The organism is Janthinobacterium woesei (assembly GCF_051380875.1).
Classification (GTDB): domain Bacteria; phylum Pseudomonadota; class Gammaproteobacteria; order Burkholderiales; family Burkholderiaceae_D; genus Janthinobacterium.
Genome location: NZ_JBNYXW010000008.1, coordinates 200,285 through 222,001, shown reverse-complemented (window position 1 = coordinate 222,001; position 21,717 = coordinate 200,285). Strand labels below are relative to the sequence as shown.

14 protein-coding genes are annotated in these 21,717 nt (G+C 62.0%); 7 read left to right on the top strand and 7 right to left on the bottom strand.

What is annotated here, in order from left to right:
• The first annotated feature begins 88 nt into the window (after window positions 1-88).
• From phaC to ACQ4W6_RS11325, 4 genes are all read left to right on the top strand, one after another.
• On the top strand, window positions 89-1,801 hold the full coding sequence (phaC, locus tag ACQ4W6_RS11340; RefSeq protein WP_436567292.1) for a class I poly(R)-hydroxyalkanoic acid synthase: 1,713 nt from the start codon (window positions 89-91) through the stop codon (window positions 1,799-1,801).
• A gap of 224 nt (window positions 1,802-2,025) precedes the next feature.
• Window positions 2,026-2,589, top strand: a complete 564-nt coding sequence (gene phaR / locus ACQ4W6_RS11335; protein WP_436567291.1) for a polyhydroxyalkanoate synthesis repressor PhaR — start codon at window positions 2,026-2,028, stop codon at window positions 2,587-2,589.
• A 192-nt stretch (window positions 2,590-2,781) separates the two neighbouring features.
• Window positions 2,782-4,137, top strand: a complete 1,356-nt coding sequence (rimO, locus tag ACQ4W6_RS11330; RefSeq protein WP_436567357.1) for a 30S ribosomal protein S12 methylthiotransferase RimO — start codon at window positions 2,782-2,784, stop codon at window positions 4,135-4,137.
• A 97-nt stretch (window positions 4,138-4,234) separates the two neighbouring features.
• Window positions 4,235-5,401 (top strand): cystathionine beta-lyase, encoded by a 1,167-nt coding sequence (locus ACQ4W6_RS11325; protein ID WP_436567290.1) that lies wholly within the window; start codon window positions 4,235-4,237, stop codon window positions 5,399-5,401.
• A 48-nt stretch (window positions 5,402-5,449) separates the two neighbouring features.
• On the opposite strand, the gene ACQ4W6_RS11320 is transcribed toward ACQ4W6_RS11325, so the two are convergent.
• The gene (locus ACQ4W6_RS11320; RefSeq protein ID WP_436567289.1) at window positions 5,450-5,812 is read right to left on the bottom strand and encodes a DUF4870 family protein; all 363 of its coding nucleotides are present in this window, start codon (window positions 5,810-5,812) and stop codon (window positions 5,450-5,452) included.
• Between the two features lie 103 nt (window positions 5,813-5,915).
• On the opposite strand from ACQ4W6_RS11320, the gene ACQ4W6_RS11315 reads away from it, so the two are divergent.
• Window positions 5,916-7,766 (top strand): serine hydrolase domain-containing protein, encoded by a 1,851-nt coding sequence (locus ACQ4W6_RS11315; protein WP_436567288.1) that lies wholly within the window; start codon window positions 5,916-5,918, stop codon window positions 7,764-7,766.
• A 623-nt stretch (window positions 7,767-8,389) separates the two neighbouring features.
• Here the strand turns inward: ACQ4W6_RS11315 and serB are convergent.
• The 5 genes from serB to ACQ4W6_RS11290 form a co-directional block, all read right to left on the bottom strand.
• Complete coding sequence (serB, locus tag ACQ4W6_RS11310) at window positions 8,390-9,232, bottom strand: phosphoserine phosphatase SerB (RefSeq protein ID WP_436567356.1); 843 nt, start codon at window positions 9,230-9,232, stop codon at window positions 8,390-8,392.
• A 46-nt stretch (window positions 9,233-9,278) separates the two neighbouring features.
• Window positions 9,279-12,722, bottom strand: a complete 3,444-nt coding sequence (mfd, locus tag ACQ4W6_RS11305) for a transcription-repair coupling factor (protein WP_436567287.1) — start codon at window positions 12,720-12,722, stop codon at window positions 9,279-9,281.
• An 87-nt stretch (window positions 12,723-12,809) separates the two neighbouring features.
• Window positions 12,810-13,754, bottom strand: a complete 945-nt coding sequence (locus ACQ4W6_RS11300) for a 5'-nucleotidase (RefSeq protein WP_436567286.1) — start codon at window positions 13,752-13,754, stop codon at window positions 12,810-12,812.
• Window positions 13,755-13,952: 198 nt separating this feature from the next.
• Window positions 13,953-14,870: a lipase secretion chaperone gene (locus tag ACQ4W6_RS11295; protein ID WP_436567285.1), complete on the bottom strand. Its 918-nt coding sequence runs from the start codon at window positions 14,868-14,870 to the stop codon at window positions 13,953-13,955.
• A gap of 11 nt (window positions 14,871-14,881) precedes the next feature.
• Complete coding sequence (locus ACQ4W6_RS11290; RefSeq protein WP_436567284.1) at window positions 14,882-15,796, bottom strand: lipase family alpha/beta hydrolase; 915 nt, start codon at window positions 15,794-15,796, stop codon at window positions 14,882-14,884.
• A gap of 331 nt (window positions 15,797-16,127) precedes the next feature.
• Between ACQ4W6_RS11290 and ACQ4W6_RS11285 the strand changes: the two genes are divergently transcribed.
• On the top strand, window positions 16,128-16,826 hold the full coding sequence (locus tag ACQ4W6_RS11285; RefSeq protein WP_436567283.1) for a TetR/AcrR family transcriptional regulator: 699 nt from the start codon (window positions 16,128-16,130) through the stop codon (window positions 16,824-16,826).
• A gap of 47 nt (window positions 16,827-16,873) precedes the next feature.
• On the opposite strand, the gene ACQ4W6_RS11280 is transcribed toward ACQ4W6_RS11285, so the two are convergent.
• Window positions 16,874-19,198 carry a penicillin-binding protein 1A gene (locus tag ACQ4W6_RS11280; protein WP_436567282.1) on the bottom strand — a complete coding sequence of 775 codons (2,325 nt, stop codon included), beginning with the start codon at window positions 19,196-19,198 and terminating at the stop codon, window positions 16,874-16,876.
• 225 nt (window positions 19,199-19,423) lie between these two features.
• Between ACQ4W6_RS11280 and ACQ4W6_RS11275 the strand changes: the two genes are divergently transcribed.
• Window positions 19,424-21,703, top strand: coding sequence for an OPT family oligopeptide transporter (locus ACQ4W6_RS11275; protein ID WP_436567281.1), 2,280 nt, complete (start codon window positions 19,424-19,426; stop codon window positions 21,701-21,703).
• The last annotated feature ends 14 nt before the right edge of the window (window positions 21,704-21,717 follow it).

The window sequence follows — 21,717 nt, the reverse complement described above, 5'->3', positions numbered from 1 at the left end:
GGTGGCCCGGTAGTGACTATTTATTTTTGACTGCTTTTTAATTCTTGAATGGACTTACACATCTATGAATATGCCCGATCCTCAAACGATGACCAAAGAATGGATGGCGCAGATCAGCAATCCCGAGCAGTGGAAGACATGGTTCAACATGGTACCGCAGCAGCCAAGCAATCCGCTTGCCGGTATTTTGCAGGATGCGGGCGCCAGCATCAAGCCGGAAGCGGTCGAGCAGCTGAAAAATGCCTACATGGCCAAACTGACGGGCCTGTGGGCCGAGTTCATGGCCGGCAAGGCGCCCGAGCTGAAAGACCGCCGCTTTGCCGCGCCCGCCTGGCAGGCAAGCCCCTTGTCGGCCTTCAATGCCGCCAGCTATCTGCTGAATGCCGAATTTCTCACCGCCATGGCCGATGCCGTGGAAGCGACGCCGCACCAGAAGCAAAAGATTGCCTTTGCCGTGCAGCAAATCGTCGACGCCATGTCGCCCGCCAACTTCCTGGCCACCAATCCCGACGCGCAGCAAACCCTGATCGAGACCAAGGGCGAGAGCCTGGCCAAGGGCTTGAACAATATGCTGGCCGACATGCAGAAGGGGCGCATCTCGCAGTCCGACGAATCGGCCTTCGAAGTGGGCCGCAACGTGGCCACTACGCCCGGCACGGTGGTGTTTGAAAACGCGCTGTTCCAGCTGATCCAGTACACGCCGACGACGTCCACGGTACACCAGCGGCCCCTGTTGATGGTGCCGCCATGCATCAATAAATTCTATATCCTTGACTTGCAGCCGGAAAACTCGCTGGTGCGCTACGCGGTGGAGCAGGGCAATACCGTGTTCCTGATGTCGTGGCGCAATCCGGACCTGAGCATGCAGCACGTGACGTGGGACGATTACGTCGAGCAAGGCGTGATTGCGGCCATCAAGGTGGTGCAAGACATTTCCGGCCAGGACAAGCTGAACATGTTCGGTTTTTGCGTGGGTGGCACGATTGTTTCCACCGCGCTGGCCGTGCTCAAGGCGCGCGGCGAGAATCCGGCCGCCAGCCTGACCCTGTTGACCACTTTCCTCGATTTTTGCGACACGGGCGCGCTCGATGTCTTTATTGACGAACAGCAAGTGGCGCTGCGCGAGCAAGCGCTGGCCAAGGGCGGCCTGATGTCGGGGCGCGACCTGGGCAGCACGTTCTCCAGCCTGCGCCCGAACGACCTGGTGTGGAATTACGTGCAGTCGAACTACCTGAAGGGCAAGGAGCCGGCCGCGTTTGACTTGCTGTACTGGAATAGCGACGGCACCGGCTTGCCGGGCCCCATGTTTTGCTGGTATCTGCGCAACACGTATCTGGAAAACAGCCTGAAAGTACCGGGCAAGCTGACGGTGGCCGGCGAAAAAGTGGACCTCAGCAGTATTGACGCGCCGGCCTTCATCTATGGCTCGCGCGAAGACCATATCGTGCCCTGGGGCGCGGCGTACGCCAGCACGGCCCTGCTGAACCCGAAAAAACCGGCAGCCAACCGCTTCATCCTGGGCGCCTCGGGCCATATTGCCGGCGTGATCAATCCGGCATCGAAGAAAAAGCGCAGTTACTGGAGTAATGACCAGCCACGCACGGCCAAGGCCAGGCCGCAAAGCGCCGAACAATGGATGGAAGGCGCAACCGAGCATGTGGGCAGCTGGTGGTCCGAATGGGCGGCGTTTTTGGCCGAACATGGCGGCGCCGAGGCCAAGGCACCGGGCAAGCCGGGCAACAAACGCCATGCTGCTATCGAGCCGGCGCCGGGGCGGTATGTTAAAGTCAGGGCAGATTAAGGGCGCAAGCCGCATTGCCTGACAAGACTGGAGTGATCTCCGGTCTTGTCAGGAATCTACTTTTAGTTGCGTTGCAATAAATGTGGGAATCTTCGCCCCGGATGTGTAATGGAGCCGTTTTCCACTCTATAATGAAAAAGTAGGCAGGTGCGAAAGCGGACCCACGTTCGCTTTTTTTTCGGATTAACTCAGTATGCGCTGCGGCGCAATAAGTGGAACTTGTGATGAGTAGTGCAAAAAAAAATAGTGACCGCCTGATTAAAAAGTATCCAAACCGCCGTCTGTATGACACGCAAACCAGTTCCTACATCACCTTGACGGACGTCAAGCAACTGGTGTTGGACAATGAGGTCTTTACGGTCGTCGATGCCAAATCCAGTGAAGATTTGACGCGCAGCATCTTGCTGCAGATCATTTTGGAAGAGGAAGCGAACGGCGCGCCCATGTTCACGAGCACCGTGTTGTCGCAGATCATCCGCTACTATGGCCACGCCATGCAGGGCATGATGGGATCCTACCTGGAAAAGAACGTGCAAGCGTTCACCGATATCCAGCACAAGTTCACGGGCACCTCGGCCGGCAGCTTCGAAGGCAAGCCATTCAGCCCGGAAATGTGGACCCAGTTCATGAATGTCCAGGGCCCGATGATGCAAGGCATGATGAACAACTACATCGACCAGAGCAAGAGCCTGTTCGTGCAGATGCAGGAACAAATGCAGAGCCAGAGCAAGAATCTGTTTGGCACGTTCCCCTTCGTCCCACCCGTTCCCCCGACGGATAAAAAGTAGTCACTGCCAGGCGCTCACGGGCAATTGAGCGCCCGGGAGTTGCATTGACAGCATCAAAACAGTATAGTTCTGCCAGCAAGGGGCGGCTCGGGGTACAATAGCCGATTCGCCTCACCATTTTCCTAGCTGCCAACTATGTCTGAAATTCACCGTATTCCCGTTCCTTCCGCCCAGCCAGAGGCCATGCTGGCCATGCCAGGTGCGGCACCGAAAGTGGGCTTTGTCTCGCTTGGCTGCCCGAAAGCGCTGGTCGACTCCGAACAAATCCTGACCCAACTGCGCGCCGAAGGCTACGAAACGGCGAAATCCTACGCTGGCGCCGATCTGGTGATCGTCAATACCTGCGGTTTTATCGATGCCGCCGTGCAAGAGTCGCTCGACGCCATCGGCGAAGCGCTGGCCGAAAACGGTAAAGTGATCGTCACCGGCTGCCTGGGCGCCAAGAAAGATGCTGCCGGGGACGACATCATCATGAAGGTGCATCCGAAAGTGCTGGCCGTCACCGGTCCGCACGCGCTGGCTGAAGTGATGGACTCGGTGCACTTGTACCTGCCGAAACCGCACGCACCGTTCCTCGACCTGGTGCCGCCGCAAGGCGTCAAGCTGACGCCGAAGCATTACGCCTACCTGAAAATTTCCGAAGGCTGCAACCACCGCTGCAGCTTCTGCATCATCCCGTCCATGCGCGGCGACCTGGTCTCGCGGCCTATCGGCGAACTGATGCTGGAAGCGGAAAACCTGTTCAAGTCGGGCGTCAAGGAATTGCTGGTCATTTCGCAAGATACCTCGGCATATGGCGTGGACGTGAAATTCCGTACCGGCTTCTGGAATGGCCGTCCGGTGAAAACCCATATGACGCAGCTGACGGAAGCGCTGGGCGAGCTGGCCAAGACCTACGGCGCCTGGGTGCGCCTGCATTATGTGTACCCGTACCCGCACGTGGACCAGATCATCCCGATGATGAGCGGCGGCCACATCCTGCCGTATCTGGACATTCCGATGCAGCATGCGCACCCTGACGTGTTGAAACGCATGAAGCGTCCTGCCAGCGGCGAGAAAAACCTGGACCGCATCCAGGCCTGGCGCGCCATCAACCCGGACCTGACCATCCGCTCGACCTTCATCGCTGGTTTCCCGGGCGAAACAGAAGCGGAATTCGAGTATTTGCTCGACTTCCTCAAGGAAGCGCAGATCGACCGCCTGGGCTGCTTCGCCTATTCGCCAGTGGAAGGCGCGACCGCCAACGCGATCGCCAATCCGGTGCCGGAAGAGTTGCGCGAAGAGCGCCGCGGCCGCGTGATGCTGCTGCAGGAAGAAATCTCGAAAAAACGCCTGCAAGCGAAGGTCGGCAAGACCGTGCGCGTGCTGATCGATGAAATCACCCGCACCGGCGGCGTGGGCCGCTCCAGCGCCGATGCGCCGGAAATCGACGGCGTCGTGTACGTCAAGCCGCCATTCGAGCCGCACCGCAAGCTGGCCGTGGGCCAGTTCGTCGATGTCACGATTACCTCTTCCGATGCGCATGACTTGTGGGGCGCTGCCGAGTAAGCAGGTGTAACAGTCGTACGGCATACAGGGCGTAAAGCCCTTACAATCAAGGCGGACCAGCAATTGCTGGCCCGCCTTTTTTATTGCCGACGCCACCATGACCCACACAAAATCTCCGCAGACCGCGCTGATCCACAGCGATTACCAGGCGCCGCAAGGCTTTGCGGCGTTTCCCAACGCCATCCACCACGCATCGACCGTGCTATTCAAGGATGTGGCAGCCATGCGTTCGGGTGACTGGAAGGAAAAGAACGCCTATACCTACGGCTTGCACGGCACGCCCACCACCTTTACGCTGGAAGCGCGGCTGGCCGAGATCGAAGGCGGCAAGCACTGCCTGCTGGCTCCGTCGGGCCTGGCGGCCATCGCCATGGCGGACTTTGCGCTGCTGAAGACGGGCGATGATGTATTGCTGCCGGAAAATATCTACAATCCGAACCGCGAGCTGGGGCGCTGGCTGGCGCAGGATTTCGGTATCACGGCGCGTTATTACGATCCGCTGATCGGTGCCGGCATCGCTGCCTTGATCCAGGACAATACCAAACTCATCTGGACGGAAGCGCCGGGTTCCGTGAGCATGGAAGTGCCGGACTTGCCCGCCATCTGCGCCGCCGCCCATGCGCGCGGCGTGCTGGTGGCGCTGGACAACACCTGGTCGGCGGGCCTGGCCTTGCGCGGCTTCGAGCTGGGCGCCGATATCGTCATGCAGGCGCTGACGAAATACCAGTCGGGCGGCTCGGACGTGCTGATGGGCGCGCTGATCACGCGCGACCGGGCGCTGCACGAGCGCCTGGCGCAGGCGCACATGCGCTTGGGGCTGGGCGTGGGCGCGGACGATGCCTACCTGGTGCTGCGCGGCTTACCCACCATGAAGCTGCGTTTCGACGCACACGACGCGGGCGCCCGCACGGTGGCTAGCTGGCTCAAGGGCAGGCCGGAGATCGCCACGGTACTGCATCCGGCGTTCGAAGATTGCCCGGGCCACGCCATCTGGCAACGCGATTTTACGGGTGCGGGCGGCCTGTTTTCCGTGCTGTTCGATCCCCGCTACACGGAAGAGCAGACGGACCGCTTCGTCGATGCCTTGCAATTGTTCAAGATCGGTTACAGCTGGGGCGGCGCCAACAGCCTGGTGATGCCGTACCGCATCGCCGGCATGCGCACGGGCTGGCAACTGCCGGGGCAACTGGTGCGCCTGAATGTAGGCTTGGAAGATCCACAGGACTTGATCGCCGATATCGAACGGGCGTTCGCGGCGATGTGAAGGCACGCGGGCCAGCAGGATGGCTTGCCCGCATGCAGCTTGCTGGCTTTACACGGGGACGGGATTGTTGTTGTTCAGGTCGAGGAAGCCGCGCAGCAGGCGGTACGCTTTCCACAGCCAGGCCACGCCCCAGACGATGAAGGCCAGCGGAATGCCGATGATGGTTACCCACAGCACGGCGCCGACGACGATCCAGAAGACATACCACCAGAAGGAACGGATCATCCAGCTGTGATGGCTGGCCACGAAGGTCCCGGCCGCCTCATCGCGCTTCACATAATTGATGATGAGCGGAATGAAGGAAAACGCGCCCAGCGAGAACACGAAGCTGGCGCCATGAATCAGGTACAGCCACCAGGCCAGGTTCTTGGTCTGCTGGAGTGTGGTATCGAACGTAATATCTTGTGACATGTAGTCTCCTGCTTTTTGCTCAAGTTTTAATTGTAACAAGCAAAGCGGCGAGGGGGCGCAGGCCACGCATGGAGAGGCTGATGATTTGTTGAACTTAAATAGAATGCATACGAAGTTGGCGCAAGGCAGCGCATGGCTGCGGCGCGCCTTGCCGGCGCTGCTGCTGTGCGCCATGAGTGCCGCTGCGCACGCCGCCGATGGCACCCTGGAGGCCGATTTCGCCGCCGGACTGAAGGAAGAGGGATTAGCGGGCGCCGTGTGGAGCGAAGTCTTGCCTGATGGCAAAGTGCGCACGGGTGCCGTGGGCTTGCGCGATGCCGCCAAGCAAGCGCCCATGTTGGCGGACACGCGCGTGCAGGTGGGTTCCGTGGCCAAGGTGGCGTTGGCGCTGGGCGTCTTGCGCCTGATCAGCGAAGACCGGTTCACGCTCGACACACCTTTGCAGCAGGTGCTGCCCGAGCTGGCACTGAAGAATCCGTGGCAGGCCAGCGACCCCGTGCGCATCCGCCACCTGCTGGCGCACACCTCGGGCCTCGACAACGTGCGTTTCTGGCAAGCCTTCAGTTTGAAGCCGCAGCCGGACACGCCGCTGGCCGCCGCCTTTGACGGCAGCGGCAGCCTGCTGCGCGTGCGCGCGCGTCCCGGCAGCCGCTATGCGTATTCGAACATGGGCTATGGTTTGCTGGGCATGGTGATCGAGAAGGTCACGGGCCAGCCGTATGAGCGCTACCTGGACGCGCAGCTGCTGCAGCCGCTGGGCATGGCCGATTCCACCTTTGGCTTCGTCACGCAGACGGGTGCGCACGCGGACCCGCGCCTGGCCATGGGCCATTTCGAGCATGGCGCAGCGCAAACGGCCGTGCCCCAGTACCTGCGCCCGGCCAGCCAGTTCACCACCACGGCGGCCGACATGGGTCGGCTGGCGCAATTTCTGATGGGCGACGGCAAGCTGCAGGGTGAGCAGTTCATCGACCTGGCCCTGATGGGCGCCTTGTCGGAACCGGCCGGCACGGACGCGGCGCAGGAGGGCCTGGCCACCGGCCATGGCCTGGCGCTGGCCGTGCGCGACCGCCATAACGTGGTGGGCGCCTGCCACCCGGGCACGACGGTAGGTTTCAGGGCCATGCTGTGCATCTACCCGGAACAAGGCAGCGCTTTTTTCGTGGCCTTCAATACGGACGCCGAGCAGGCCGATTACGAACGCTTCAACCGCTTGCTGCTGCGCGACTTGGACGTGCCGCTGCGCGCGCCGGCCGCCGACGGCACGCCTGCGCCCGGCGTGGAAAACTGGCAGGGCGTGTATGTGCCGTCGCCCAGCCCCATGGCCAGCATGGCCTGGGTCGATGCCGTCTTCGGTTTTACGCGCCTCAAATGGGATGGCGCATCGCTGTTCCTGATTCCGTTCCAGGGCGAACCGAAGGAGCTCGAACCGGTGGGCGGCTTGCTGTTCCGCGCCAGCGACCGCAGCACCGCTTCGCACGTGCTGCTGCAGGAAGACGGCCGGCATGTGCTCAGCGACGGCTTGCGCAGCTATGAACGGGCCTCGATGCTGCGCATGCTGGTGCTATGGGGCAGCCTGGCGCTGGGCGCGGTGGGCTTGCTGTATGTGTTGCTGGTGGGCCTGTGGCGCGCCGCGCGGCGCACCCTGCGGCGCGGCGACCATCTGTTCGCGCCGCTGCTGTCCATGCTGGCGCTGTTGCTGCCCGCGCCCTTCTTTTATTTCCAGTCGTATCTGCGCCTGGGCGACGTGACGGCCGCCAGCGTGCTGCTGGCGCTGGCGACAGGCGCATTGCCGCTGGCCATGGCTATCGGCCTGGCGCGTTGCTGGCGCAGCCGTGGATCAGAATCGGGCGCGCTGGAAAAATGGGACTGGGTGGCCTTGCTGGCAGCGCTGCAATTGCTGCTGGTGCTGGCCTGGTGGGGGCTGCTGCCGCTGCGCTTGTGGCAGTTGTAGGGCAGACCTCGTATATTGAATATACCGCATTCCCGTCAGATAATGAGGACCTGGTAGTGGCCAGGCAAGAGTGACAATTCACGTATTTTACAGAAGAACAACATGTTATTCTGTACGGCGCTTTCTGGTTTAGATCGTTAAGTCACATTTCGGTTATTTCCCCAAATAAGACACCTACGTTAATTCTCCACTTCATTTTATAAATCATGACTCTAAAAAATACTGCTGCAATTTCTTTCATCTGCGTTATGTTGTCCGCTTGCGCAAGTCCTCCGCGATACGATTACGTAAAGGAAGGCGCTTCCAATTTTCAAAAAACCGATGCACTTTCAGAGTGTCAATACCAAATTCGGTTGAATAAGACACCAGCTACCGAGCAGCCAGAACTTCTCAAGCTTTGCATGCAGGGTAAAGGCTTTCGAATTAAACGTGTTGATTGAGGGTTTTAATCCCAGCCGCGCGGGCCGGGGTCTGCCATTCAGACACGATCTCAACCTTAACTGATCTACCTACGCCGATACAAAGCGTGGCGACAGTACTTCTCCCGACTCCAGGGGCAAGCGCAGCAGTTACGTCTACGATGCAGCTTTGTGCCTCTGGGATGATGGAGGTTGCGATGCGCCTTAGTTCAAAATGTTCAAAATGCCATCCAGGCCAACGAAATTGAGTGCCACGTCGGCCTGCGAGCGCACCACGGGCTTGGCGCGGAAGGCGACCGACAGGCCGGCGATGGCCATCATCTTCAAGTCGTTGGCGCCGTCGCCCATGACGATGGCTTGCGCTGGCGCAATGCCCATGTCAAAGCACACGCGTTCCACCGTGCGCTTCTTTTCCTCGGCGTCGACGATAGTGCCAATCACCTTGCCCGTCAGCTTGCCGTCGACGATTTCCAGTTCATTTGCATGCGTGTAGTCCAAGCCAAGGCGCTGTTTCAGGCGCTCGGTGAAGAAGGTGAAGCCGCCCGACACCAACAGCGTCTTCAGGCCAGCGGCCTGCACGGCCGCCAGCATCTTTTCCGCGCCCGGCGACAGTTTGAGGCGTTCATCGTAGACGCGCTGCAGCGCCGTGGCGTCCAGGCCTTCGAGGAGGGCCACGCGCTGCTTCAGGCTGGCGGCAAAATCGAGTTCGCCGCGCATGGCCGCTTCCGTGATGGCCGCCACTTGCGGTTTCAGACCCTGCATGTCAGCGATTTCATCGATGCATTCGATGGTGATCAGGGTCGAATCCATGTCCATCGCCACGAGCTTGAATTCAGCCAGGTCGCGCTGGCCCATCATGTAGGTGGCGTCGATTTGCGCCGCTTGCGCCGCCACTTCGATGGTGGGGCGCAGGGCGGGCGAGTAGGCGATTTCTTCGCAGCGCACGGCGTTCGGACCCAGGCGCGTGATGTTTGTGGGCGCGGCCAGCGCGGCGATGCGGTCGAGGCGCGCACCGTCGCCGTCCAGGCCCTGCAGGATCAGATTCATGGTGATGGAAGTGGTATTGGTCATGGGTCAGCTCGGCGGTGAAAGTCTAAACGGTCAATTGCTTGATGGTGGTCTTGATCTGCGTCACACGCGCTGCCAGGTCCGGCATGGCGGCGGTGATTTTCAGCTTGTCCTGGCCATGCAGCTTGATATGGCGGTTTTTCTGGATCAATTCGATGATGCGCATCGGGTCGATGGGCGGCTTGGCCATGAATTGCAGGGTGGCCGCCTCGCCATGCACGTCGATCTTGACGATGCCCACGGTTTTTGCCGCGATGCGCAGGCGGTGCGTCTCGATCAGCGCCTTGACGGGGTCGGGCAGCTTGCCGAAGCGGTCGATCAGCTCTTCCTGGATATCGTTGATCTTCTCTTGCGTGGCGCAATTGGCCAGGCGTTTGTAGATCGACAGGCGCTCGTGCACGTCGCCGCAGAAGTCGGCCGGCAGCAGGGCTGGCACGTGCAGGTTGATCTCGGTGGTTGACGCCAGCGGCGCGGCCAGGTCCGGCTCCTTGCCGGCTTTCAGCGAGCGCACGGCTTCGTGCAGCATGTCCGAATACAGCTGGAAGCCGATTTCCGTCATTTCGCCCGACTGGCTCTCGCCCAGCACCTCGCCGGCGCCGCGGATTTCCAGGTCGTGCATGGCCAGGTAAAAGCCGCTGCCCAGTTCTTCCATCTGCTGGATGGCGTCCAGGCGGCGCTGCGCCAGCTTGGTCAGGCCCTGCACGTCGTGCACCAGCAAATAGGCGTAAGCCTGGTGATGCGAACGGCCCACGCGGCCGCGCAGCTGGTGCAGCTGCGCCAGGCCGAACTTGTCGGCGCGGTGCATGAGGATGGTGTTCGCCGTCGGCACGTCGATACCGGTCTCGATGATGGTCGTGCACAGCAAAATATTGAAGCGCTGGGCGACGAAGTCGCGCATGACCTTTTCCAGGTCGCGCTCGTGCATCTGGCCGTGCGCCACGGCGATGCGCGCCTCGGGCAGCAGTTCCGTCAGCATGGCCAGGCGGTTCTGGATGGTTTCCACCTCGTTATGCAGGAAGTAGATCTGGCCGCCCCGTTTGAGTTCGCGCAAACACGCTTCGCGGATGATGGCTTCACCCTCGCTGCGCACGAACGTCTTGATGGCCAGGCGCTTTTGCGGCGCCGTGGCGATGATGGAAAAGTCGCGCAAGCCTTCCAGCGCCATGCCCAGCGTGCGGGGAATCGGCGTGGCCGTCAGCGTCAGCACGTCCACTTCGGCGCGCAGGGCTTTCAGCGCTTCCTTCTGGCGCACGCCGAACCGGTGTTCCTCGTCGATGATGACCAGGCCAAGACGGGTAAATTTCACATCATCGGACAGCAATTTGTGCGTGCCGATGACGATGTCGATGGTGCCGTCGGCCATGCCCTTGAACGCTTGCGTGATTTCCTTGCCGCTGCGAAAGCGCGACAGCTCGGCGATGCGCACGGGCCAGTCGGCGAAACGGTCGGCGAAGGTTTGCGCATGCTGCTCGGCCAGCAGGGTGGTGGGCGCCAGGATGGCTACCTGCTTGCCGCCCATGACGGCGATGAAGGCGGCGCGCAGTGCCACTTCCGTCTTGCCGAAGCCGACGTCGCCGCATACCAGGCGGTCCATCGGTTTGCCCGAGGTCATGTCCTTGATGACGTTGTTGATGGCCTCGGCCTGGTCCGGCGTTTCTTCGAAGCCGAAGCTGTCGGCGAAGCGCTGGTAGTCGTGCGCCGAGAATTCAAACGCATGGCCCTGGCGCAGCGCGCGGCGCGCATACAGGTTGAGCAGCTCGGCGGCCGTGTCGCGCACCTGTTCTGCCGCGCGTTTCTTGGCCTTTTCCCACTGGCCCGAGCCGAGCGAGTGCAGCGGCGCGTCTTCCGGCGAGGCGCCCGAATAGCGCGAGATCACATGCAGCTGCGACACGGGCACGTACAGCTTGGTGTCCTTGGCGTATTCCAGGTGCAAAAATTCCGTCTCGCCTTCGCCCAGGTCCATGCTGGTCAGGCCCATGTAGCGCCCGATGCCGTGGTTGATGTGCACCACCGGGTCGCCAATTTTCAGCTCCGACAGGTCGCGCACCATCGACTCGACCTGCGTCACGCCTTCCTGCTTCTTGCTGCCTATCCTGCGCCCGGAACCGGCATACAGCTCGGTTTCCGTGATGAAGGACAGATTGCCGTCAGGTGTAAATAATTCGAAGCCCGCGTGCAGCGGCGCCACGCCCAGCATCAGCTTGGTGCTTGACTGCAGGAAGCCGTCGCAGCCTTCCACCGGCGTCAGCTGCAGGTCGTATTCGTTGAAGTACTGCTGCAAGGTTTCGCGGCGGCCGTTTGATTCGGCGCAAATCATCACGCGGCGGCCCGATTGCAGCAGATAGCTGCGCAGGTTCGCCAGCGGGTCGTCGGCACGGCGGTTGACGGCGATGTTCGGCACGGGAGCCGACAATTCCGACGCCAGCGCATCGTTGGACTTGGCAATCGCCAGGCGCGGATACGGCTTGGCCAGGCCGAAGAACTGTTCGTCGGAGAGGAACAGCGATTCGGGCGGCAGGATCGGCCGTTCTCGGTCCGCTTTCAGAAAGCGGTAGCGCGACTGCGTGTCCGTCCAGAAGCGCCCGATGGCCGCGTCGATGTCGCCCACCAGGGCCAGCGAAGCATCCGGCGGCAGGTAGTCGAACAGCGTCGCCGTCTGCGCGAAAAACAGGGGCAGATAATATTCGATACCGGCCGAGGCGATGCCGCTGCTGATGTCCTTGTACACCACCGAGCGCGATGGATCGCCCTCAAACTGTTCGCGCCAGCGGTTGCGGAAGGTGGTGCGCGCCGCTTCATCCATCGGGAATTCACGTCCCGGCAGCAGGCGCACTTCGTGCACGGGATACAGCGAGCGCTGGGTGTCGGCGTCGAATGTGCGGATGGTCTCGATGGTGTCGCCAAACAGGTCGAGCCGGTAGGGCAGGGCCGAACCCATGGGGAACAGGTCGAGCAGGCCGCCGCGCACCGAATATTCGCCGGGCGACATCACTTGCGAGACATGGCTGTAGCCGGCCAGCGTCAGCTGCGACTTCAGGCGCGCTTCATCGAGCTTTTCGCCCTTCTTGAAGAAGAAGGTGTAGGCGGCCAAGAACGAGGGCGGCGCCAGGCGCACCAGCGCCGTGGTAGCCGGCACGATCAGCACGTCGCACTGGCGGTTGCCGATTTCGTGCAGCGTGGCCAGGCGCTCGGAAACCAGGTCCTGGTGCGGCGAAAAGGCGTCGTAGGGCAGGGTTTCCCAGTCCGGCAGCAAGTGGCAGCGCAGTTCCTTGCCGCTAAACCACGCAATTTCATCGAGCAGGCGCTGGCCGTCGCTGGCCTGCGCCACCACCACGGCCAGCATCTGGCCCCGCGCTTTCAATGCCAGCGCGGCCAGCGCCAGGGCGTAGGCGTCGGATGAACCATACAGGGCGGGCAGCGCGTAGCGGTTGCCGGGCTTGGGGAGGATTTTTTTTAAGTCTAAAGACATGCAGGCGACGACGCTAGTGGCAGAGGCAGTTGAGTGGAACAGCTGTGGTGCGCGCAGCGCCGCCAGTGACGGCGCTGACAGGCAAGATTATAGACCATCGCCAGTGCGTACATTCGCAATGCCGAAGGGGACATGCACCATGGGAATGGTTCCGCCCACCGATTTGAGGTGGCTTATCTGGTCATCGAAGAAGATATGCGGCTTGAACACGGCCAGCACGCGCGACTTGTCCATGCCGCCGAGGAAAAATGTCTCGTCGGCCGCCACGCCCCAGCTTTTCAGGGTTGTCACCACGCGTTCGTGCGAGGGGGCGTTGCGCGCCGTGATGATGGCGATGCGCAGGATCTTCTTGTATTGCGGGTCGCGCCGCTGCGCCTTTTCTTCCAGGCGCTGCATGGTGGCCAGTTTCTGGAACAGGTCGGCCAGCGGGCCGGGGCGGTGCGGCGTGCCCACGTTCAGGGTTTCGTGGGCGTGGAATTCATCGACGTCATTGTTGCGTTTGAACACGGTTTCGGACTCGTCGTCGGCAATCACGCCGTCAAAGTCGAAGGCGACGCGCAATTCTTCGTCGCTTTCATCGTCCTCCGTGCGCGATGGCAGCACCAGGCCGGCCGGATAGTTGCAGGCCAGGGCGCTGCGCACGTCGTCTTCATTGGCGCTGAGAAACAGCGACGCATTGAAGGCGGGCAGGTAGGGATACGGCGACTTGCCCGTCATGAAGGCGGCGCGCGAGATATCCAGGCCGTAGTGGGCGATCGAATGCATGACGCGCAAGCCCGTTTCCGGCGAATTGCGCGAAAACAGCACCACTTCCACGGGCGACTGGCGCGGATAGTGCTTGTTGATGTTCAGGAAGCGGCGGATGAAGGGAAACGCCACGCCGCGCGCCAGCACCGCATCGATATGCGTTTCCTGGTACTTGCGGTACTCCTCGGGGCCACTGTCGAGGTAGACCTGGTGCGATTCGGACAGGTCGAACAGCGCGCTCGAAGCGACGCCGATCACCAGTTTGTGTTTGATAGGATAAACCATGGTGTGCCTGTTGTTTGCTTGATGGCCATCTTATACGACTATTAACTGCGCAGCCAATAGCGGGCACCGAAGGTGGCGGTCGATGTGGGCGGCAAGCTGGTGGCCGCTGCAGAAGCGCCGTCAAAGCGCTGCAGGAGCAATCGGGCGAACTGGCCTGGATGGCCAGCGCTTCAAGCGCGATGGGGCCGCGGATCGCGCTTATTCGTACGCGCCCAGGCGGCGCTGTTCGTCCGGCGTAAAGCTGGCGTCGCGCAGCTGCTGCAGGGCCGCCGCATTTTGCGCGCCAGCGGGCAGGCTGGCCTTTTGCGCTTGCCAGGCGATGATGCGCTGCTGCCATTGCGATTCTTCGCGGTCCAGCTCCGCCAGGCGCGCCGCCGCTGCGGGCGTGAAGGTGCTGGCGCGCAGGCGGTAGACTTCATTCTCGCCGCCGCCCTGGGCGCGCAGCGCCTTTACCGATTCGTCCAGTTTGGCCACCTGCAGCGGCGCGTCGCGGGCGGCGCGCAGGGCGGGCGGCAGCTGCTGGTCGAGCGCGGCCAGTGTCGCCTGGCGCTGCGCCTCGTCCAGTGTGGTGTCGCCCAAAATCGCCATGCGCGCCACGGCATCGTCGTCGTAGGCGTCGCTGGCGCCAAACAGGCCCGCGCTTTCCTCCGGCGTAAAGTAATTGCTGCGCAAGGCGCGCATGGCGTGCAGGCGCGCGCTGGCCGCCAGGGCCGCATCGGCTTGCGCGGGCAAGGCTTGCTCGGTGGCGGCCAGTGCCTGCTTGTAGGCCAGGTACGCGCCCAGCAGGCGTTTCGCTTCGCGCGCCGGCACGGGCGCCAGGCGCCGCTCAAGCTCCGCCTCGATCTGGCTGCGGATGGCGGCCAGCGGTTTTTCACCGAGGCCCGCCAGGTAGTAATCGAACAGATGGCCCAGCTCCGCGTCGACCACCAGCTTGTCGCCGGCGGCCACCGTCACGTTGCCATCGGGCCGCGTGCCTTCCATCGAGCGCACGAACGCGAACAGGTCCGGTTCCGGTTTTTCTTGCGGCGGGGCAGGCGGCTCGCCCGGCGCCAGCGTCCAATACAGGGCCAGTCCCGCCACGGCCACGCCAAAAACCGTCATCCATTTCGCGTGCATGCACAGCTCCCTTACAGTCCCAGGCCTTGCAGGCGGTTGGCCTGCTGGCGGAAGACGGTGACGGGGTTGGTCTCGAACAGGTTGACGATGCCGACGAACTGGTTGACTTCATCGAGGTGGTTCATGGCGTAGTCGTCGCGGATCACCTTGCCCAGGTGGCTCGAGCAGCTGCTGACGAGACCATCGTTCTTGGCGCCGCCGAATGCCAGGCTGGTGGCGGCCAGCAGCGGGTCGCCCACGTCAAGCACGTTGGTGTACGGCTGCGCGCCGCTCCAGGAAAAATAATACACGCCTTGTACCTGGTAGGCGCCTTCGCCGCAGGCCGATGCCGGCACGCCTTGCGGGTGACGGCTGTTGAACGCCAGCGAGCCGGCCGTGGACAGGGACGCCAGCGAGGCGCCCGCGTTTTGCGGCATGCCGGCATTGCCGGACAGCAAACTGATGAGGGCAGCCAGGCCGTTGCCCAGCACGCCGCTGGTGTTGGGAATGGCGCCGATCAGCACGTCGGCCACCTTGGAACCCTTGTTGACGCCAGCCACGCTGGTGACGGAAGCGACCAGGTCGGGCCGCACGGAAGCGACATAGCGGGCCGTGGGGCCGCCGTGGCTGTGGCCGATCAAGTTGACCTTGGCCGCGCCCGTGGCGGCGAGGATTTGCCGCACTTGCGCCAGCAATTGCTCGCCGCGCACTTCGGTGCTGTTGGCAGCCGAGACGGTGGTTACATAGACTTGCGCGCCGCCGCTGCGCAGGGCGGCGGGGATGCCATAAAAATATTCGACGGGACCGAGCTTGTCGAAGCCGAACAGGCCGTGCACCAGCACGATCGGGTACTTCGTTTGCGTGTAGCCGGCGGCGCTGGCGTTACCGGGCACGATGGCGATGGCCAGTAGCAGGGTCGATAGCAGTTGCCAAAAGCGAGTCTTCATTTTGTCTCCGTTATTTTTTATAATATATAGTGGAAATGTCGATGCTGTAGTCAATACCCGGGTTGGCTCACTCTCATTTCTATCGATATTTTAAATATAGCGATCGCTCGGTTTTTGAAATGTAGCACTGCTGGATTTAAATTGCATTTGAATTGCATGATGCAGCGCAATAACTGTGCATATTTGGCGTTGCTTATATGCCCATTGCATAGTTGGAAAGTCAAATAGTTGTTTTCCTGAGCTATAATCGCCCCGAAATACGCAGTCCCGCCGTCTTGCAGAGCCGCGCTCAGGCACTGTATTTACATTGCTCATACACCGTTATTTGAGAATGCACTTGTCGACCCATTTCAATTTTGAACAGTTTCAACAGATGACGCCTTTGAATGGCGAAAACATCTGGGAATATATTCTTGACCGCCACGCGGGCCGTATCGGCGTCAAACGCCGCAAGCCGGCGCTGGAAAACCTCGAACGCATCTTCGTCGCCACCTTCCGCCTAGCCAATGACGTGGGTTTCCGCGCCATGAGCTTGCGCGACCTGTGCCGCGAAACGGGCTTGTCGATGGGAGGGCTGTACGGCTATATCACCAGCAAGGATCAGCTGGCCGAGATGATCGAGGACGTGGTGCGCCACGCCACGCAAGCCTTGCCGCTGCTGTTTGCCGACGTGAAGTCGCCGCTGGACCGGCTCGAGGCGATGATACGCTCGTCGATCTACCTGTCCGAAGTGCTGCAGCCGTGGTTTTATTTTGTCTTCATGGATTCGCGCGTGCTGCAGGTCGAGCAGCGCAGCATGGCGAAAAATTCCGAATTGTTCGTGCAGACCCTGATCGCCGCCACCATCGCTGAAATCGAGCCGAAGCCGCAGGGCGACCCCACCTTGCTGGCAGCGCATTGCCTGGCCCTGTTCCAGGACTGGTACGTCAAACGCTGGAAGTACCGCGCGGCGAAAGTCAACGTCGACAATTTCGCCGACAGCACGGTGCAGACGGTGCGCGGTTATTTGAGCGTGACCGGGCCGGCGTAAGGGCCGGCGCTGAAAAAAAATGGCCGGGAGCGATCCCGGCCATTTTTTTAGTTCGTCTCTATCGGCAGCGTCTCCGGCATGGCCGCCGGATCGGTCGGCGTTTCCGCATCCATGTCGAGCGTCCTGACGCCGTTCATGTCGATGAATTCATCGTACATCCATTCGCCATCGACCTGGCTCAACCCCGCCGGCACGGTGCGCGTGACTTGCGGGCGCGTCGACAGGGCAGTGCGCATGTAGTCGATCCAGATCGGCATGGCCAGCGTGGAGCCGAATTCGCGCCCGCCCAAGGACTTGGGATCGTCATAACCCATCCACGCCACGGCCACGATGCCACCGCCATAGCCGGCGAACCAGCCGTCGACGGCGTCGCTGGTGGTGCCCGTCTTGCCGGCAATGTCGCTGCGTCCCAGTTTTTTCGTCGCCGCCGCGCCCGTGCCCGAGCGCGCCACTTCGCGCAGCATGCTGTCCATGACGAAGGCATTGCGCGGGTCCAGCGCCAGGGTCTTGTCGTCGCCGGGGGCGGGCGGTTTGGTCTGCATCAATACCGCGCCCTTGGCATCGACGATGCGCTCGATCAGGTAGGGTTCGACCTGGTGGCCGCCATTGGCGAACAGGGCGTACGCGCCCGCCATCTGCACGGGCGTGACGGAACCGGTGCCTAGCGCCATGGTCAGGTTGCTCGGCTGGCGCGCCGGGTCAAAACCGAATTTTTCCAGGAAATCGTGCGTGGTTGGTACGCCCAGCGCGCGCAGGATGCGCACTGAGGCCACGTTCTTCGATTGCGCCAGCGCATAGCGCATGGTGATGGGGCCATCGAACTTGAAATCGTCATTCTGCGGCGCCCAGACTTTGCCTCCGGCTTCCAGTGCCAAAGGTACGTCGTTGATCAGGGTGGCCGGCGAAAAGCCTTTTTCCAGCGCTGCCGAGTACACGAAAGGCTTCATGGCCGAACCGGGCTGGCGCCACGCCTGCGTCACATGGTTGAACTTTTGCAGGTTGTAGTCAAAGCCGCCCACCATGGCGTGGTAGGCGCCCGTGTCCGCGTCCAGCGAGACGAAGGCGGCGGCCACCAGCGGCACTTGGGTGATGGCCCAGTTGCCCTTGGCGTCCTGGGTGATGCGGATCACGGCACCCGGGCGCAGCTTGATGCCGGCACTGGCCTTGCTTGAGAGCGCGGGGGCGGCAAAGCGCAAGCCGTCGCCTGTGATGGCCTTGGCGTCGCCGTCGCCGATATCGGCCACCACCTTGCCGCTGGCGACCTGCGTGACCACGGCGGCGATCAAACCGTCGCTATCCGGGCGTTTTTGCAGCGCAGCGTCGATGGCGTCGTCGCGCTGTTCGGGTTCAAGGGGCAGGTCGATGAAGGTTTCCGGGCCACGGTAGCCGTGGCGCTGGTCGTAGGCGATGACGTTGCGGCGCGTCGACGCGTAAGCTGCGTCCTGGTCCGCCTTCAGGATTGTCGTGTAGACGCTGATGCCCTTGGTGTAGCTGTCTTCCTTGAACTGGGCGTAGACCGTCTGGCGCGCCAGTTCGGCCACGTATTCGGCGTGCGTGTCGAAGCCCTGCTTGGCGCGGCTATTCACATGCAGCGGCTGCGCCAGCGCTTGCTGGTACTGGCCTTCGCTGACGTAATCGAGTTCGCGCATGCGCTTCAATACCAGCTGCTGGCGCGCGTGGGCCTTTTTCGGATTGCTGATCGGGTTGTGGCGCGAGGGATTTTGCGGCAAGCCGGCCAGCATGGCCATTTCGGCGATCGACAGCTCCGCCAGGGGCTTGCCAAAATACGTTTGCGCCGCGCTGCCAAAACCAAAGGAACGCTGGCCCAGGTACATCTGGTTCATGTACAGCTCGAGAATCTGCTCTTTCGACAGGGCCGCTTCGATCTTCAGGGCCAGCATGATCTCATTGAGCTTGCGCGAGGCGACTTTTTCGCGCGTCAGGAAGAAATTGCGCGCCACCTGCATGGTAATGGTTGAACCGCCGCCGTGGCCGAAGCCGTGGCGCAGGTTCGACAGCACGGCGCCGCCGGCGCGCACGAAGTCGATGCCGTGGTGCTCGTAGAAGCGGCTGTCCTCGATGGCCAGCAAGGCTTTTTTCATCATTTCCGGCACTTGCGCAATCGGCACGAAGTCGCGGTGCTCTTCGCCAAATTCGCCGATCAGCACATTGTCGGCCGTGTAGACGCGCAGGGGAATCTTCGGCTGGTAGTCGGTGATGACGTCCAGCTCGGGCAGGCGCGGGCGCACATACAGGAACAGGTAGGCGGCCAGCAGCAGGGCGCCGGCCAGCGCGGCGCAGCCGGCGAGGATGATGGCGCGCACGCTGGCGCGGCGCGAAGGCCAGGGAAATCCGGTTCGTTTGGCAGTCAAGGCAGTCTCACAATAGCGTGCAAGGCACGGTGGCAGCGATTATAGACCAATGCGGCGGGCGCTCCGGCGCTGGCGGGGCGCCGGAACCGGGCGCCGGGACCGGGTGCCGGGACCGGGAGCAAAAAACCTTTTCATCGAAACGCGGCTGTGCGATAGTCTCGGCTTCAAGAAAATAGCCCGGGCGCCAATCCGGGCTGTTTATTTTTAAAAATTAAGGAATTATTTATGGCAAAAGATGTAACGCCGAGCGTCATGAAGCCGTATATCCCGGCCGACGCGACATTGCCCGAAATGACCTTCCGCGCCCTGTTCATGGGCGTCATCCTGGGGATGGTCTTTGGCGCCTCTTCGCTCTACCTGGTACTCAAGGTAGGCCTGACCGTCAGCGCCTCGATCCCCGTTGCCGTGATTGCCATCACCCTGTTTGGCCTGGCCAAGAAGGTGGGCGGCAAGGATTCGTCGATCCTGGAAAACAGCATCACGCAAACGGCCGGTTCGGCCGGCGAATCGCTGGCCTTCGGCCTGGGCGTGACCATGCCTGCCATCCTGATCCTCGGCTTTGACCTGGAAATCTCGCGCGTCATGCTCGTTGGTATTCTCGGTGGCTTGCTGGGCATCCTGATGATGATCCCGATGCGCCGCACCATGATCGTCGATCAGCACAAGGAACTTAAATTCCCCGAAGGCACGGCTTGCGCCGAGGTGCTGAAGGCGGCCGCCACGGAGGAATCGCGCATCGCCGCCGGCGAAAGCATCGAAAAGGATTCGGTTGCCGCGCTGGACGCCAAGCGCCGCGCCAAGATCATCTTTGGCGGCTTTGCCGTCGGCCTGCTGTACAAGGTGTTCAATATCTCGTTCAAGGGCTGGAAGGATACGCCGGGCGTGGAATTTGGCGCACCGCTGAAAGCCGGTTCCATCGGCGCCGAGATTTCCCCTGAATTGCTGGGCGTGGGCTACATCATCGGCCCGCGCATCGCCGCCACCATGGCGGCCGGCGGCGTGCTGTCGTACCTGATGCTGATCCCGATGATCAAATTCTTCGGCGACAGCCTGACGACGGTGCTCGCGCCGGGCACCAAATTGATCAGCGAAATGGGCGCGGACGACATCCGCAGCGCCTATGTGCTGTACATCGGCGCGGGCGCCGTCGCTGCCGGCGGCCTGATTTCGCTGGCGCGCGCCATGCCCATGATCTGGCGCAGCCTGTCGGCCGGCCTGAAGGGCCTGGGCAAGGGCGCCAAGGTCACGTCGACCCTGCGCACCGACCAGGATATTCCCCTGAAATGGGTCATCATCGGCTGCCTGTCCATCATCGCCGTGATCACCTTCGCCACGCCGCTGCACATGAATTTCCTCGGCGCGCTGCTGATCCTCGTTTTCGGCTTCCTGTTCGCCACCGTGTCGTCGCGCCTGACGGGCGAAATCGGTTCCTCGTCGAACCCGATCTCCGGCATGGCCGTGGCTACCTTGCTGTTTACCTGCCTGATCTTCCTCATCATGGGCTGGACCGGCGGGCGTTACTATGTGACTGCCTTGTCGGTGGGCGCCATCGTGTGTATCGCCGCCAGCAATGCCGGCACCACTTCGCAGGATTTGAAGACCGGCTACCTGGTGGGCGCCACGCCGCGCCTGCAGCAGTACGCGATACTGGCGGGTGCGCTGTCGTCGGCGCTGATCCTGGGCCCCATCCTGCTGAAACTGAACGACGCGAGCACCGTCTATGTACCGGCCGCGCAAGTGGCGCCTGGCTTGACGGTTGACGCGTCAACGCTGACGGTGACGGGCGAGCTGCATGGCCCGCAAGCCGATACGGACCACAACACGTATAAAGTCTGGCAAAAGACCGATACCGTGGGCGGCCCGGCCGGTAAATACTTCGTCAAGGATGATGGCCAGCTGGCTTACCTGGTCGACCCGGGTATCAACGGCCATTACAGCAAGCGCCCGGACGGCTCGGAAGTGAAAAAATACGATGCGCCGAAGGCCGTGCTGATGTCCTACATCATCAAGGGTATCCTCGACCAGCAGCTGCCGTGGACACTGGTGCTGTTTGGCGTGATGATCGCCGTGGTGCTGGAAATGGCCGGCATCGCCTCGCTGGCGTTTTCGGTGGGCGTATACCTGCCGCTGTCGTCGACCTTGCCGATCTTCGTCGGGGGCCTGGTGCGCTGGCTGGCCGACCGTCGCAACAACAAGCTGGAACACAACGCCAGGCTGAATGACGAAGAGCGCCAGCTGGCGGGCGACCGCAGCTCGGGCGTGCTGCTCGCATCGGGCTACATCGCTGGCGGCGCGCTGGCCGGCATCATCATCGCCATTACGGCCGGCGTGCTGACGCACTTCGACCAGATGATGGCCGACTGGGCCGAACACGGCAACCCGTTCTACGCGGGCCTGCATTCGGATGCGCTGTCGCTGCTGCCGTACGCGGTCATCATCGTGCTGCTGTACGTCGTGGCGCGCGAGAAGAAGTCCGCAAGCGGGGCCGACAGTCCGCAGGCTTGACGCTGCGCAAAGGT